The sequence below is a fragment of the Ureibacillus sp. FSL K6-3587 genome (assembly GCF_038593165.1).
GTDB classification, from domain to species: Bacteria; Bacillota; Bacilli; order Bacillales_A; family Planococcaceae; genus Ureibacillus; species Ureibacillus suwonensis.
In genome coordinates, this window is sequence record NZ_CP151969.1 from 1,530,079 (window position 1) to 1,544,842 (window position 14,764).

Consider the following 14,764-nt stretch of genomic DNA (forward strand, 5'->3'; position numbering starts at 1 on the left):
TGAAAAACTTTTTGGGCTTTTTACTTTTTGGAAAGCCTTTAACTGTTACATTTTTTCCTTATATTGTAGTAAACTGAATATGATAGATGGAAAGTGAGGGGTCATGTTATGCCTACACCAAGCATGGAGGATCATATCGAACAAATATATTTATTAATTGAAACAAAAGGATATGCCAGGGTGTCTGACATAGCGGAAGCTTTATCGGTTTTGCCTTCCTCCGTAACAAAAATGGTGCAAAAATTAGATAAAGATGGGTATTTAGTATATGAAAAGTATAGAGGGTTAACACTAACACCAAAGGGAGAAAAGCTTGGGAAGAGGCTGGTGAAAAGACATGAGCTTCTTGAACAATTTTTGCGTCTCATTGGTGTTGATGAAGATAAAATCTACCAGGATGTGGAGGGGATCGAACATCATTTGAGTTGGAATTCCATCGACCGCATCGCCGATTTGGTCCAGTTGTTAGAGGAAGATAAAGAAATCGTAAAAAAGCTTGAAAAAATGAAACAACAACAATAATGATTGGTGGAAGGAAAGCGATAATGGAAGAATTGAAAGCTGGTCAAGCAGTAGAGTTAACAGTCTTAGAAAATGCCGGGTCGCGTTGGATTTTAACCGATGGCAATACGGAAATTCCGTTGAATAGCTCGGAAGTCACTACACCCCTTGAAGCCGGGGATCGTATAAAAGTATTTTTGTATGCGAATCGTCGTGGAGAGCTGTCAGCAACGACATTTATACCGCATATTGTGCAAGGAACCTATGGCTGGGCAAAAGTGATGAAAGTGACAGAGGAAGGTGCCTTCGTGGATATCGGCACTTCCCGGGAAGCGCTTGTAAAAGCCGAGGACTTGCCCAAACTGCGCTCACTTTGGCCAAAAGCGGGGGATCATTTATACATCACCTTATATACAAACCGAAAGGGAGAATTATTTGGCCGCCTCGTTACGGAAGAAAAGGTGAATGAACTGTATGAAGAAGCTTCGGAACAGTTGTTTAATAAAAATATAAAAGCGCGGGCCTATAGGCTTTTGCCGGTTGGGTCTTTTTTGTTGGGAATTGATATTCCTTACCGCATTTTTGTGCATCACAGCCAAATGGAGGCTGAACCAAGATTAGGTCAAGATGTGGAAGTACGGATCATCGGAGTAAAAGAGGACGGAACAATGAATGGCTCATTGCTTCCGCGCAACTATGAAAGATTGGGAAAAGATGCCGAAAAAATTTATGAATACTTGAAAAGTGTGGGAGGCAAGATGCCGTTCAGTGATGAATCGACTCCGGAAGAAATCAATGCTATGTTCGATATGAGCAAAGGGGCATTCAAAAGGGCATTAGGCGTTCTGATGAAACAGAAAAAAGTGAAACAAAAGGATGGTTGGACAGAACTTATATAGCGCTTCTATGAATACACAAAAGGATGATGACGGAAACCTTTTGTGTTTTTTGTCGTACTAATTAATGGCAAACCTGAAAGGATAGGTTTGAAAGGAGAATGATCAATGAAGAGATGGCTGTCTATTCTTGCCGCATTGTTTTTGGTGGCATCGTTAATTCCTCGACAAGCATTTGCAGCACCCAAAGCGATTAATGAAAAATTGGGAGTTCCAATTGTAGTTTATGGAGCAAACCTTTCTGATTCTGAAAAAGAAAAGGTAAAAGAAGTTTTGAGAGTAGATGAAGAACCGGAAGTCGATGAAATTACGGTCTCCGGTCAGGACTTGGCAAAATATATCAGCAATAGCAATCCAAATGCCCGGATGTATTCCTCCGCAAAAATTACCCGTGAAGAAGAAGGGAAAGGTCTTACCGTAAGCATTGTGACGCCTGAAAATATTACAGAAGTGACTTCTGAAATGTATGCGAACGCCATGTTAACAGCCGGACTTAAAGATGCAACGATCGAAGTGGCAGCACCCAAACCGGTAACAGGACATTCCGCTCTTGTCGGAATTTACAAAGCTTATGAAGTAAAGACAGGGGAAACATTGGACGTAGAAAGAACAGATGTTGCGAACGATGAATTGCAAGTCGCAACGGAACTGGCGGATAACGCCAATATCACAGATGAACAAGTGGCCCAATTATTGACGGAAATTAAAAAGCAAATTGCCGAAATCGATCCTCAGACGAGAGAAGAAGTGGAACAAATCGTACAAGATCAGCTATCAAAACTCAACATTGAGTTGAGTGATGCCGACCGTCAAATGCTGATTGATTTAATGGACCGCATTCGCAAATTGGACATTGATTTTTCCCAATGGAAAGACCAATTGTCAGATTTGAGTTCAACAATCGAAGAAAAGCTGGGATTTTTGAAAGATGAAGGATTTTGGGAAAAAGTGAAAAACTTCTTCAATAAATTGATCGATACGATTTCATCATGGTTCTCCTCCAAGGAAGAAAAATCAAATTAAATTACAATATCCACTCCCTGTGATATAGTAATTTCAAAAGGGAGGAATGTGAATGGAGTTCAAACTTGTTGAAAGAGGAACGAACTATTTTGCTTTCGAGTATGAAGAAAATGGGGAAATGTTGGCTGAAATCACATGGAATGAGCATGATGGAACGATGGATATGACCCATACTTTCGTTTCTCCTAAACTCCGCGGCCAAGGGGTTGCAAAAAAGTTGCTTGAGAAAGCCGTGGCCTATGCAAGGGAGCATCAATATAAAATGAATCCAATCTGCTCCTATGTGGTGGCTGAATTCCAAAAAGGTGAATATGACGACGTAAAAGCGTAAATGATAAGTGACATAAGAACAGTTTTGTTTTTATGTCACTTTTTTATTGTTCAGAATGAAAATAAGAAAGATGGGAAAAAGTAAGTAATAAAGATGGAAAGGAGAAAAAACATGGCAAAAGGGAAAGGCGTCTTGATGACTGCGTTTTTGGCGGGTGTGACAGCCTATTTGAGCAAAAAAGAAAATCGTGACAAAACGGTGAGGATGATAAAGAATATGAGATCCACTTTCTCAAAGGAAACCGACTTCGGTGAAAAAAGATATAGCAAAACCAATAATAATGATTTGAGGGAAATTGCGGAAACGGCAGCGGATGATACGGAAACAAAAATCAGAGAAAATAATATGATCGCTGAAAGCGGGTTGCAAACGGCCGTTATTTATTACAATGAAAACAATCAGGAAGTGCAATAACCAAATATTAATAAGAAATAACAAATAGCCGCAACAGCTATTCATTGTGCGGCTATTTCGTTTTAAAAGTATCTTGCAATTTCCCTTTAATTCAATGGAATGATGCCTGTAAACGAAACCTCCCTTTGAATCCCCGAATTCTTCAAATCCATGAAGGTGAAGTTTGCAACAGTTCCTCTTGAAAGCGCACAGCCCCAACTGGAAATTCCTCATCAACGCAATTCCGATACATAGCGCATAAGTGGAGATACTTGATGAAACATGCGGTCCAGCAAAAAAATAGGGGCTGTCCGAAAAGTCGATTGAATCGACCTTCGGCTCAGCCCTTTTTTCTGTTTTTAGGGTACAAAAAAATCGTCCTTTTTTATAGAATGAAATTGACCAAAAAAACATTCTAAAGAAAGGACGATTTTTTATGAATAATCAAATGACTATTCAAGAAAATTATAACACGCAATTAGAAATGACTCTAGAGGGTATTCAAAAAATAGAGGTTCAAAAGAACAAGAAACGCAAAAAGCTAGTTTTCCAACCTTATTGCAATCGTCAAGTCATGAGCATTTTAGATATCGAAATGTATATTCCTGAAAATCATGTCGCCCGTTTAGTGGATGAAATGGTGGAATCGATTCCGGATGAAGTGTTGTATACTCATTATGTTGGTGGGGGTCGTGCACCCTATCACCCTAAAATGTTATTGAAAGTGATTTTATATGCGTACACTCAAAACGTTTATTCAAGTCGGAAAATAGCGCAAATGGTGAAAGAAAATCTTCCGATGATGTGGTTGGCGGGATTGCAAACCCCTGACCATCGCACAATAAATGATTTTCGTAGTGTTCGTATGTCAAACATGATGGATTCTGTATTTGAACAATTTGTCCTTCAACTAGTAGAACAAGGATTTATCGACCTCGACCATATTTTTGTGGATGGTACGAAAATAGAAGCGAATGCCAACAAATATACGTTTGTATGGCGAAAATCCGTAGAAAAATATGATCAGAAACTACGAGCCAAAATTCAATCGTTTCTACAAGAAGCGCACCAAATCGCCTTGGAGGAATTAAAAGAAGAACAATTAGAAGAAGAATTAGAAAAATCATCGGCACAACTTTCTGAGAGAATAGAAGCTTTGGAAAAAGATTATAAACAGGAAGAAGACAAAGAAAGAAAAAAAGAACTTCGCTCTAAAAAATCCCAACTCACCAAACAACTGAAAACGATTCAAACGGATTATCTTCCACGATTACGAAAATACAAAGTACAAAAACAGATTCTAGGTGAACGAAATAGCTACTCGAAAACCGACCATGAGGCCACTTTTATGCGAATGAAAGAGGACCATATGAAAAACGGCCAACTCAAGGCGGGTTATAATGTTCAACTCGCCACACAACATCAATTTATCGTGGGATTTGAAATTTATCAAAATCCAGGAGATACTCGCTGTTTCCAACCATTTATGGAAAAGTTATTGGAATCGATACCGAAGGAAAAGAAACTCAAGTATGTCATTGCCGATGCAGGATATGCGAGTGAAGAAAACTATTTATATGCGATTGGCGAAGAAAAAGAACCTCGTTTTGAATTATTAGCCCCATACCAAACCTATTTGAAGGAACAAAGTAAAAAGTTTAAAAAGGATTTATCAAAAGTACAAAACTGGAAATACATCGAAGAAGACGATTGCTTTATCTGTCCGAACAATCGGAAAGTCGTATTCAAGTATTATCAAAAAAGAAAAAATGCATCTGGATACATACAAGATTTGAAAGTGTACGAGTGTGAAGATTGTACGGATTGCCCGTTGAAGAATGGGTGTACGAAAGCCAAAGGAAATCGTCGAGTATATTGGAACACGATTTATGAAGAAATGAAAGCGAAAGCCAAAGCAGCTCTTGGTGACGAACAAAAGGCAGCTCTTTATGCGAAGCGTAAAGTGGATGTCGAAAGTGTGTTCGGGAACATCAAGGGCAATTTGCGTTTCACTCGATTTCTGTTACGGGGGCTTCATAAAGTCCGAACAGAATTCGGGATTGTGGCAATGGCCCACAACATACTGAAATGGGCCGCAAATTCCCAAACCAATTTCAAAAATAAGGAAACAGAGCGAATGGAAAAACTCATTGTTTTCTCCATTCGCTCTGTTTTTATGGACTTTTTAGACAAGCCCCTGTTAAGGTGTGCAGTGATTATTTAACTTCTACATTTTTTTTCATTGTATTGTTTTTCAAAAGATTGATGTGCCAGCTTAATGCTTCCTCAAGGATATGAGGTGTTTGGGAATTGCCTGTTGCTTCAACAGCGCGGTTGTAGTAATCCCATAATTGATCTTTGAAGTCTGGATGTGCACAGTTTTCAATGATCAATGGCACACGTTCTTTTGGAGCAAGACCGCGTAAATCGGCAATACCTTGTTCAGTCACGATTACATCAACATCATGTTCTGTATGGTCAACGTGTGAAACCATAGGAACGATGGATGAAATAGCGCCGCCTTTTGCATAAGATTTTGTAACGAATACTGTTAGGCGGGCATTTCGGGCGAAGTCGCCGGAACCGCCGATACCGTTCATCATTTTTGTACCTGCTACGTGTGTAGAGTTTACGTTACCATAAATATCCACTTCAAGAGCAGCATTGATTGAAATTAATCCGAGTCGGCGGACAACTTCTGGGTGGTTGGAAATTTCTTGTGGACGTAAGCAAATTTTATCCGCATATTTTTCAATGTTGCCATATACTTTTTGTTGTGCTTCAGCAGATAAAGTAATGGATGTTGCTGATGCAAAGTTTACTTTTCCAGCGTCAATCAAATTAAATACTGCGTCTTGCAGACATTCAGAGTATACTTGCAGATTTTCGAATTCAGATTCTTTGAAGCCGTCCAATACAGCGTTTGCTACTGAACCTACACCTGATTGGATTGGCATTAATTCGTTTGTTAAGCGTCCAGCTTTGATTTCAGAACGGAAGAAGTCAAGCAATAGATCTGCCATTCTTTGTGTTTCTTCATCTGGCGCTACGATTAATGATGGAGCATCTGGCTCTTCGGAAATGACAATCGCTTTAATTTTGTCAAGGTCAACGCGGATACCTTTTTCACCGATGCGTTGATTTGCATTTGTAATAGGAATCGGTTCACGTTTACCTTGTGGACCTGGTACATAAATATCATGAATACCGATTAATGTTTCAGAATGTGAAATATTTAATTCAAGAATAATATTTTCAGCGTATTGAGCGAAAATCGGTGAGTTACCTACAGAAGTTGTCGGAATCAATAACCCGTCTTCAGTAATCGCACAAACTTCGATAATTGCATATTTAATAGGGCCGATGATTCCTTGGCGAACCAATTCGGCATTGTGGGAAAGGTGGGCATCTACATATAAAATGTCCCCTTTATTGATAAGGTTGCGCATCGCTTTTTCACCTTGGTATGGCCCACGTTTGCGAATAACGCCCGCCTCAGCTAAATAATGGTCTACTTCAGGTCCAAGGGAAGCACCTGTATAGACGTCAATTTTGAATTTCTCTTTTTTCGCCCGTTCAACAAGAGCCATCGGAACAACTTTCGCATCCCCAGCACGTGTAAAACCGCTCAAGCCCACAACTGCGCCATCAGGAATAAGGGCAGCTGCCTCTTCAGCAGAAACAATACGATCTCTTAGTTTTGGTACACCAATTCTTTTTTCAATGATTGAATCCATAGTATCCTCCCCTTTATTTGTTATACAGAGAAAACTTTGTAAGAATTTTCAGTATATTGGGCGAGCAATTAAACTGCGCTCAAGAGTAAATTAATAATAGCACGTCTTTGTCACACAATCTTCATGTGTTGCATGAAAATGCTTAATAAAAGTATTAACGAGAAAATACGAGATCTTTCGACAAATATATTATTTTGGAAAACCAAGATTCGGTAAACTTAATAACAAATTGAATGGACAAAAAAATCACCATTTTCCGTTTCGGAAAAATGGTGATTTTTTTACCATAGAAATAGAAAGAGAAGCCATATATATTTGATACCAAATCAGAATCCCAATGAACGACGGAAGTAGCTTGCATATCTTTGGCTTACAGGAATTCTTGTTCCATCTCTCATCACTAAAAGGAATGTCGAATGGGAATCAGGTTGAATTTCATCGATAAAATCAATATTCACAATGTAAGAGCGATGGCAACGAATGAAATGGTCGCTGGACAGGAATAACTCAAGATCGCTGAGATTTAAACGATGGAATCCTTCTTTATCCATTGTTTTGACGAAAGTTTTTCGAAGTTGGGTTTCCAAATAAACAACTTCATTATGTTTGATTGGGTACCAGCAGTCATCGATTTTAATTGTGATGTAGTTTGTCAAAAATGGTGATGGCTTTTGAGGGAAAATAGCAGTGACTGCCCCTTTAATTTCTCCTTCAGTGATTAAAGGGATGCTCATTCCGTAGTAAGGGACTCCAAAAACATCCGATTCGATGTAAGTGTTGATTTTTTTTCCGTACTGTATCGCTTTATAGGCAGCAGAACCTTCTTTGATCGGATCACCAGGTTTAATTTTCAAGTCTACAAGTTTACTTGGCTGATAATATATATATTCTTTAGTATCTGAAATAGCGATGGATGTATTTTCCGGGAAGAATTCTTTAATCACATCCATAATTTCTTCTATTTCTTTTGGATCCACTTTTAAACACCTCGTTTGTCCACATTAATGTTTTAATATTTTTATTTTACTACATATTTTTAGAAATGAAATAGAGAAGAATGTATAATTGTGAGAACATTTTGTAATGAAATTTATTTTTTCTTGAACAATAGCATAGTTTATTTTAAAACATTTTAGCAATATTTTTTTAGTATTTTTTTATGCATTTATGATATTTTACATAGTGTAAACAATATATAATATTTTTCAGTAATTTAATTTGCTAAATAGTGTTGAAAAAAAAACGAAAATTATGGTAATATTCACTTTAGTTATAAATAATTATTTAAATTTTTGAATTTTTTTGCGATAATAGATAAAATTTTAGCATTTTATACTCAAAAAGGCACCTTTCGCATGTTAAAATTTTTTTATTTTTATCAGATTTACGCTGAATATACCAGTATAGTGATTATGGACATATGATGCAAATTTCATTCTGAAGAAAGATGGGGTTAATGATGCAGTTACAGCAACATTCAATTTCTGAAACAATTTCGAAACGATATTTTCAGGAAATTGATAGTATTAATCAATATAATGGGATTGAAGACTTTTTTAATATTGAATCAAAACTGTTGTTTGAAATATTTCATTTAGAGGCGGAAAAAGCAAAAAAGTCATTGCATGAAATTATTGATATTTTATCGATTCGTTTTGGAAAACAAGTCATTAAAGAAGTAAGAAATTATTTTATGACCCTTTCGTCCATAGTTGCTAGAAAGCTTATGGAGAACCAAGTGCCTTCGAAAAAAGCTTTTGCCTTTAATGTTGCTTGCATTGACATGATTCAAAATAAAATGAAGGATGCGGAATTTTTACAATTTGCAGATGAGTTGATCGACTTCTATGTAAGTTTTATCGCCGACCGGAAACAGCCTACATTCCGCCATCAAACAGTCAACAAAGTCATCATGTACATAAATGATGAATTGGAAAATGACTTGACGGTAGAAAGTATCGCACAAAAATTCCACATTAGTACAAGCCATCTTTCCCGCATTTTCCGAGAACATGTCGGGATCACGTTGGTGGAATATTTAAATGTGAGAAGAGTTGAAGAGTCGCAATATTATTTGAGACATACGAATAAAAGCATCACTTCAATTTCTGAACAATTTCATTTTTGCAATCAAAGCTATTTTACTCGAATTTTTAAGAAGTATACGGGAGTTACGCCAAAACACTTCAGAGATGAATTGCATCATGAATTTTATCGATTCGAATTTCCGGAAACAGCGAATGTCGAAAAAGAAAAATAAGATGCTGTTCATTTTTACACCTGCTATTTGAAATTATAATGTTTATTCCGTATACTTCAATTTAGTGAAAAATAATTAGTAGGTGGAAAAATGAAGAAAATAATGTTATTTTTACTTTTCGGCATTGCGCTGTTTGTTTTGTCGGGGTGCCAAGCAGTTGAAAATCAAGAAGGATTCTTTTACCACACATTTGTCAAGCCGATGGATTGGTTATTGAATACGTTGGGCGAATGGTTCGGCGGCAGTTACGGATTGGCCATCATTGCGATTACAATTTTTGTCCGCCTCATTTTGATGCCTTTTATGTTGCGCAATTATCGTCAACAATCCATCATGAAATCCAAAATGGATATCATCAAACCGAAAATGGATGAGATCCAGGAAAGATTGAAAAAGGCGAAAACAAAAGAAGAACAAATGAAAGTGCAACAGGAAATGATGGCCTTATACCGCGAACACAATATCAATCCATTGAATTTAGGTTGCTTGCCTATTTTGATTCAAACACCGATCATCATGGGATTATATTTTGCCATCCGCTATTCCGATGAAGTGCTGTCCCATAAATTTTTATGGTTCAATTTAGGAAACCCTGATCTCATTATTACAGCCATTGCGGGACTTGTTTATTTCGTTCAGGCAAAAGTCTCATTATGGACAGTTCCGGAAGCCCAAAAGCAGCAAATGAAGATGATGGTTTATATTTCGCCGATCATGATTGTCGTTTTCTCGCTTTCATCAATGGCTGCTTTACCTTTATATTGGTCTGTCAGCGGTTTATTGCTTATATTCCAAACTTACTTGGGAAGAAAATATTATTCCGAACATCCTGTTGAACAAGCAAAATAAGCACAAAGGTCGAGTCTTTACGGCTCGGCTCATTTTTTTGCAGTAAAACTATGAAATTAGTGATAAAATAAAAGAGCAAATTTTTCAGATAGGACGGAATCAGGTGATGATATGAAAAATAACAAAAAGAATTATATACTGATCGGTTCATTGCTTGTGGCGGTGGTTGCCATCGTGGCGATTATATTGGCCGTCAATATGAACCGCGATGCAAATGAGTCATTGAAGGATGAGGAAGAAAATGTTGCCGTAAGTCCTGAAGAAAAAGAAAATGAGGCAGATAAAGAAGAACCTCAGGAAGAAAAGGACAAATCCGGCGAATTGCAGGAAGAAGCCACTCCTTCAAAAGAAGAACCGCAGGAACAACCGCAAGTCAAACAGCCGGAACAACAACAACCTAAAACTGAACAACAGCAAAAAGAGCAGGGAACAAAAGGGAACAACGGATATATTGAAGGTCAACAACTTCCAACTAAGCCGACGTATATTCAAGGCGTGCTGATCGCCAATAAAAAATATCCGCTTCCAAAGGATTTTGCTCCAGGGGAAAACAAAGAAGCCCGGGCAGCCTTTGAAAAAATGGCGCAAGATGCAAAAAAACAAGGATTTGAGTTAGTGGCATTCAGCACCTATCGTTCTTATGAATATCAAGCGACGCTTTATAACAATTATGTAGCGAGGGATGGAAAAGAAAAGGCGGACCGCTACAGCGCGCGTCCAGGATATTCCGAACACCAGACAGGGCTCGCCTTTGATATTGGAGAAAAAGGGCGGGAAGATTTATGGTTGGAAGAAGCATTTGGAGAGTCGCCTGCCGGCAAATGGCTTGCTGAAAATGCTCATAAATACGGATTCATATTAAGATATCCGAAGGGGAAAGAACATATTACAGGCTATATGTATGAAGCATGGCATTTCCGTTATTTAGGAGTGGAGCTTGCCACGAAAGTAAAAGATTCCGGACTGACATTAGAAGAATATTTGGGGATTAATTAATAAAAAGAATTCGTTTTTCCAAGGGGAAAAGTCCCTTTTGGAGAAACGAATTCTTTTTTATAGGATCGGGGAGAGCAGCCTTGAAATGGATTCTTTGAATTTAATGCCATACGAACGGTTATCATAATGCTCCAAAGTCAATTCCCGGGAATCCAAAATATCCTTTTCAAAGATTTCGGCCAATTCATGGGAAATTTGACAATCATAGATAAATGCATTAACTTCAAAGTTCAATCTGAAACTGCGGACATCAATGTTGGCAGTGCCGACTGAAGCGGCTTCGTCATCGATGACGATCATTTTCGCATGAATGAAACCTTTGTCATAAATATAGACTTTCGCCCCTGCCTTCAACAATTCACCGATGTAGGAATACGTGGCCCAATAAACGAACATATGGTCAGGTTTGTTTGGAATCATGATGCGCACATCAATCCCGGAAAGGCTGGCGACTTCTATGGCATTCAAGAAACTGTTATCCGGAATAAAATAGGGGGTTTGTATATAAATATACCGTTTCGCTTCCATCAATAACTTCAAATAAGCATTTTTAATGGCAGGCCAATCCGTATCCGGGCCGCTGGAGATGATTTGCATTGCCACATCCCCTTTTTTCGGGATGGCCGGAAAATAGCGTTCCGCATATTCGATTTTATGTTCGCTCGCCTGGTTCCAATCCAATATAAACCGCGTTTGAAGAGGATGAACCGAACTGCCTTCAATGCGCAGATGGGTATCTCTCCAATAACCGAATTTGCTGTTCAAACCGATATATTCATCACCGACATTGAATCCGCCAATGTATCCGATACGGCCATCAATCACCACGATTTTCCGGTGGTTTCTGAAATTCAGCCGCGGATTCAGTAGGGGGAAAATGGAAGGGAAAAAGACTTCAACTTCTCCGCCCAATTCAATCAGCTCTTTAAATTGTCTTTTTTTGATTCCCCTTGACCCCATTTCATCGTACAGGATTCGGACCTTAACCCCTTGTTTTGCTTTCTTTTTCAGCACATCATAAATTCTTTGCCCTAAATTATCGAGCTTAAAAATGTAATATTGTATGTGAATATGATCTTTGGCATTGGAGATATCATTGATCAAAGATTGGAATTTTTCGACCCCATCATCAAAGATCCGGATCTTATTGTCTTGGGTCAGGACTGCATCTCCAGTAATCAGGTTCATTTGAATGAGGTTTTTATAATTTTTCACATAGTCCTCATTAAAATGAAAAGTATCACTTTCAAGCGCATCAATTTGATACTTAATTAAATTGTCGATGCCAATATCCTTTTTGCCATCCCAGCGGAACAAATGCTTTTTCCGCAACTGTCTGCCAAGCATTAAATATAAAATAAATCCAAGTAACGGCAGGAAAAATAGCACAAGAATCCATGCCCAAGTGGAAGATGCATCTCTTCTCTCCAAAAAGATAATGGTGATGGCGAGAATAATATTTAAAACAAATAAAATTGGAATGAAAGGAATTGAATTAATGATGACACTCATTCCATACCCACCTACTCCCCCGCATTATTATATATCATTATAACTTAATTACCATTCAAATAGAAATTATTGGTATATAAAAAGGCAACCTTCTTTTCAGTTGGTTGCCCAATCATCAGTATTGTTCAGTTTGCAAATAAATATCAGTAAAGTCACCTTGGGCGAGCTTTTTGCTATTGATAAAAAACTTGATGATTCCCGAGTCTCCCCACATGATGTTTTGTTCATCATCCGAAACGATTTGTAAAAGCAGCGTATCATACCGCTTTAGAAGGGTTGAATGACTTCTGGTATCGTAGTGAATAAAGTATGGATAACCGCCGATTTTATGTTCCGCTCCCAAAAAATGTTCAAAGTAGTGTTCTTCAAGAGTGCGTCCGTCATGAAGACGCTTCGTAAGATCACCGAGGCCGATATATTTTTTCAGCCGATAATCCATGGCGGAGACAGGTTCGATCGAATTGATAAATCGAAGCGCCATCGGGTGTTTAAACGGGGAGTATGTGGTTTTTGGCAAGAACGAAAAATCGGTGGCCAGTTCCTTTTCGGGCAAAATGGTTGGAAAATACCGCACTTTAAAATATTGCTGAAAAATTTCTTCACCCTTCTGATATGTAACAAAAGAAGGGGAGATGAAAAATTGTAAAATCCCTTTTGAAGGAAAAGGATGAAATGAATGAACTTGTTCAAAATTTATTTGGGCAAGGAAAATCAAATGATTTCCATCAATGTCTTTAGGATAGTGCATTGTTTTTGGCAAGTACGGAATCCCGGAAAATTTGCTGTCCGTAAGACCGGTTTGTTGTATTTTAGGATAGATATTAATCGTTTTCAACGATGATGCTTCAAGTCTTGTTCGGATTCCTTCAAATTGGGATGGCAGAGGGAATGAATGTAAAAAGTCCAAGTTTGATCCTCCAACATAATTTTTATATTCTTATAACCGTTTATAAAAAATATATGCACCATTTAACATGTTTTTTAAAATTATTGATAAAAAAGCGCCTGGAGAATCTAGGCACAGATCAGTTTTACAAATTTTTTTAAGATAAGTTGTTTCTGAATGGAGTTTATCCAATCAACCTTCATACTCTGCACGAAGAGATTTCTTTGACTGTTTGAAGAAGAAAATTAAACCGATTACAATCAGGGCTATCACTGTTGCAACATAATAAGTCAGATTTGTTCCGAAATTAAATAATCCGGTAAAAAACAGCGGGCCGATAATTCTTCCCAAGTTATCCATGGAGTAGGAAAGTCCGGAAGCGAGACCATACTTTCCGCCGGATTCTTTCGTCGTTAAAGAAACGACACAAGTTCTGGCTAATGCATTTCCTGCTGTGAAGACACAGAGAGCAACACCCGCCATTACCAAACCGGATGTCATGGTGATTAATACCAGTCCGATGGCAGAAATGATCTGAGCTGCAAATAACCATTTTGTTTCAGTACCATCTTTGATTCGACGAATGATGCCTCCTTGAACGAATGCATCGACGAATCCGCTAAACATAAATAAAGATCCTAATTGCGACGGTGTGATATCGATGCGATCAATTTGGAAAAGCTGGAATGTGGCTTCTACACCGGCTAAGATGAATGTAACGAAAAATGAAAAGAAGAATAAATAACGGACACGATATTTAAAAAGTGTAGATGCCCCTTTTGGAAGCAGTTCCCGTTTCGTTGCCTCCCCTTTTCTTTCCGGCTCTTTCAACAAAATCAGTGCAATAATAAAGAGAACGGCAATCAATGCGGCAGAAATTGTAAACGGCAAGTGCAGTTGAATTTCACCGAGCACACCGCCTACAGCCGGTCCGAAGATGAATCCAAGACCGATCGTCATTCCCATAAGTCCCATGTATTTGTTTCGGTTTTCGTTTGTGGAAACATCGCTGATATATCCAGTAACGGAAGTATAGAGCGCACCAGAGAACAAACCGCCAATAAAACGGGAAAGGTATAAAATGAATAAATGATCGATAAATAGGCTGAAAATAAGAAAACTTAAACTAAAACCGACCAAACCTACCAGTATCAATGGCTTTCTTCCGATTTTATCCGAAATGTTTCCCCAGAAAGGGGCCGTGAAGAAGCTGGCTAATGCATAAACCGTCAATAATCCGCCTACATGAACATCATTCCATTGATTTTCCACAACCACTTCCGGCAAAACAGGAATGATGATTCCAAAGCCCAAATAGACGAGAAATTGTATGGATAACAATAAGGATATATTTTTCATAATCTTCCTGCCTTTATTTTT

General features: G+C 38.1%; 14 protein-coding genes. 9 read left to right on the forward strand and 5 right to left on the reverse strand.

The window, feature by feature from the left end; translation table 11 throughout:
- Positions 1-108: 108 nt before the first annotated feature.
- The 6 genes from mntR (at position 109) to NSS77_RS07555 (ending at position 5,368) form a co-directional block, all read left to right on the forward strand.
- Positions 109-522: a transcriptional regulator MntR gene (gene mntR / locus NSS77_RS07530; RefSeq protein WP_342471041.1), complete on the forward strand. Its 414-nt coding sequence runs from the start codon at positions 109-111 to the stop codon at positions 520-522.
- Between the two features lie 23 nt (positions 523-545).
- Entirely contained in the window at positions 546-1,400 is an 855-nt protein-coding gene (locus NSS77_RS07535; RefSeq protein ID WP_342471042.1) for a S1-like domain-containing RNA-binding protein, read from the forward strand.
- A 105-nt stretch (positions 1,401-1,505) separates the two neighbouring features.
- Positions 1,506-2,420 (forward strand): DUF1002 domain-containing protein, encoded by a 915-nt coding sequence (locus NSS77_RS07540; protein ID WP_342471043.1) that lies wholly within the window; start codon positions 1,506-1,508, stop codon positions 2,418-2,420.
- Positions 2,421-2,472: 52 nt separating this feature from the next.
- Positions 2,473-2,751: a GNAT family N-acetyltransferase gene (locus NSS77_RS07545; protein WP_342471044.1), complete on the forward strand. Its 279-nt coding sequence runs from the start codon at positions 2,473-2,475 to the stop codon at positions 2,749-2,751.
- Positions 2,752-2,862: 111 nt separating this feature from the next.
- On the forward strand, positions 2,863-3,165 hold the full coding sequence (locus tag NSS77_RS07550; protein WP_342471046.1) for a hypothetical protein: 303 nt from the start codon (positions 2,863-2,865) through the stop codon (positions 3,163-3,165).
- A 415-nt stretch (positions 3,166-3,580) separates the two neighbouring features.
- Positions 3,581-5,368: an IS1182 family transposase gene (locus tag NSS77_RS07555; RefSeq protein WP_342471047.1), complete on the forward strand. Its 1,788-nt coding sequence runs from the start codon at positions 3,581-3,583 to the stop codon at positions 5,366-5,368.
- Here NSS77_RS07555 and NSS77_RS07560 read toward each other — a convergent pair.
- Together NSS77_RS07560 and NSS77_RS07565 are read right to left on the reverse strand one after the other, a co-directional pair.
- Complete coding sequence (locus tag NSS77_RS07560; protein ID WP_342471048.1) at positions 5,361-6,881, reverse strand: acetyl-CoA hydrolase/transferase family protein; 1,521 nt, start codon at positions 6,879-6,881, stop codon at positions 5,361-5,363. The two genes, NSS77_RS07555 and NSS77_RS07560, sit on opposite strands and share 8 nt — an antisense overlap.
- A 326-nt stretch (positions 6,882-7,207) precedes the next feature.
- Positions 7,208-7,858 (reverse strand): LytTR family DNA-binding domain-containing protein, encoded by a 651-nt coding sequence (locus NSS77_RS07565; protein ID WP_342471049.1) that lies wholly within the window; start codon positions 7,856-7,858, stop codon positions 7,208-7,210.
- Positions 7,859-8,340: 482 nt separating this feature from the next.
- On the opposite strand from NSS77_RS07565, the gene NSS77_RS07570 reads away from it, so the two are divergent.
- The 3 genes from NSS77_RS07570 (at position 8,341) to NSS77_RS07580 (ending at position 10,986) form a co-directional block, all read left to right on the forward strand.
- Positions 8,341-9,141: an AraC family transcriptional regulator gene (locus NSS77_RS07570; protein ID WP_342471050.1), complete on the forward strand. Its 801-nt coding sequence runs from the start codon at positions 8,341-8,343 to the stop codon at positions 9,139-9,141.
- A gap of 90 nt (positions 9,142-9,231) precedes the next feature.
- Positions 9,232-9,990 (forward strand): membrane protein insertase YidC, encoded by a 759-nt coding sequence (gene yidC / locus NSS77_RS07575; RefSeq protein ID WP_342471051.1) that lies wholly within the window; start codon positions 9,232-9,234, stop codon positions 9,988-9,990.
- 111 nt (positions 9,991-10,101) lie between these two features.
- On the forward strand, positions 10,102-10,986 hold the full coding sequence (locus tag NSS77_RS07580) for a D-alanyl-D-alanine carboxypeptidase family protein (RefSeq protein WP_342471052.1): 885 nt from the start codon (positions 10,102-10,104) through the stop codon (positions 10,984-10,986).
- A 57-nt stretch (positions 10,987-11,043) separates the two neighbouring features.
- Here the strand turns inward: NSS77_RS07580 and cls are convergent, their stop codons facing one another.
- From cls to NSS77_RS07595, 3 genes are all read right to left on the reverse strand, one after another.
- Positions 11,044-12,498, reverse strand: coding sequence for a cardiolipin synthase (cls, locus tag NSS77_RS07585; protein ID WP_342471054.1), 1,455 nt, complete (start codon positions 12,496-12,498; stop codon positions 11,044-11,046).
- A gap of 115 nt (positions 12,499-12,613) precedes the next feature.
- A complete protein-coding gene (locus NSS77_RS07590) occupies positions 12,614-13,405 on the reverse strand; it encodes a YwqG family protein (protein WP_342471055.1) in 792 nt (263 codons plus the stop codon).
- Positions 13,406-13,576: 171 nt separating this feature from the next.
- Complete coding sequence (locus NSS77_RS07595; RefSeq protein ID WP_342471221.1) at positions 13,577-14,746, reverse strand: MFS transporter; 1,170 nt, start codon at positions 14,744-14,746, stop codon at positions 13,577-13,579.
- Positions 14,747-14,764 lie beyond the last annotated feature (18 nt).

Bases quoted from the DNA above. Each gene is read 5' to 3' on its own strand.
- mntR (WP_342471041.1), top strand. From the start codon at position 109: ATGCCTACACCAAGCATGGAGGATCATATCGAACAAATATATTTATTA.
- NSS77_RS07535 (WP_342471042.1), top strand. From the start codon at position 546: ATGGAAGAATTGAAAGCTGGTCAAGCAGTAGAGTTAACAGTCTTAGAA.
- NSS77_RS07540 (WP_342471043.1), top strand. From the start codon at position 1,506: ATGAAGAGATGGCTGTCTATTCTTGCCGCATTGTTTTTGGTGGCATCG.
- NSS77_RS07545 (WP_342471044.1), top strand. From the start codon at position 2,473: ATGGAGTTCAAACTTGTTGAAAGAGGAACGAACTATTTTGCTTTCGAG.
- NSS77_RS07550 (WP_342471046.1), top strand. From the start codon at position 2,863: ATGGCAAAAGGGAAAGGCGTCTTGATGACTGCGTTTTTGGCGGGTGTG.
- NSS77_RS07555 (WP_342471047.1), top strand. From the start codon at position 3,581: ATGAATAATCAAATGACTATTCAAGAAAATTATAACACGCAATTAGAA.
- NSS77_RS07560 (WP_342471048.1), bottom strand. From the start codon at position 6,881: ATGGATTCAATCATTGAAAAAAGAATTGGTGTACCAAAACTAAGAGAT.
- NSS77_RS07570 (WP_342471050.1), top strand. From the start codon at position 8,341: ATGCAGTTACAGCAACATTCAATTTCTGAAACAATTTCGAAACGATAT.
- yidC (WP_342471051.1), top strand. From the start codon at position 9,232: ATGAAGAAAATAATGTTATTTTTACTTTTCGGCATTGCGCTGTTTGTT.
- NSS77_RS07580 (WP_342471052.1), top strand. From the start codon at position 10,102: ATGAAAAATAACAAAAAGAATTATATACTGATCGGTTCATTGCTTGTG.
- cls (WP_342471054.1), bottom strand. From the start codon at position 12,498: ATGAGTGTCATCATTAATTCAATTCCTTTCATTCCAATTTTATTTGTT.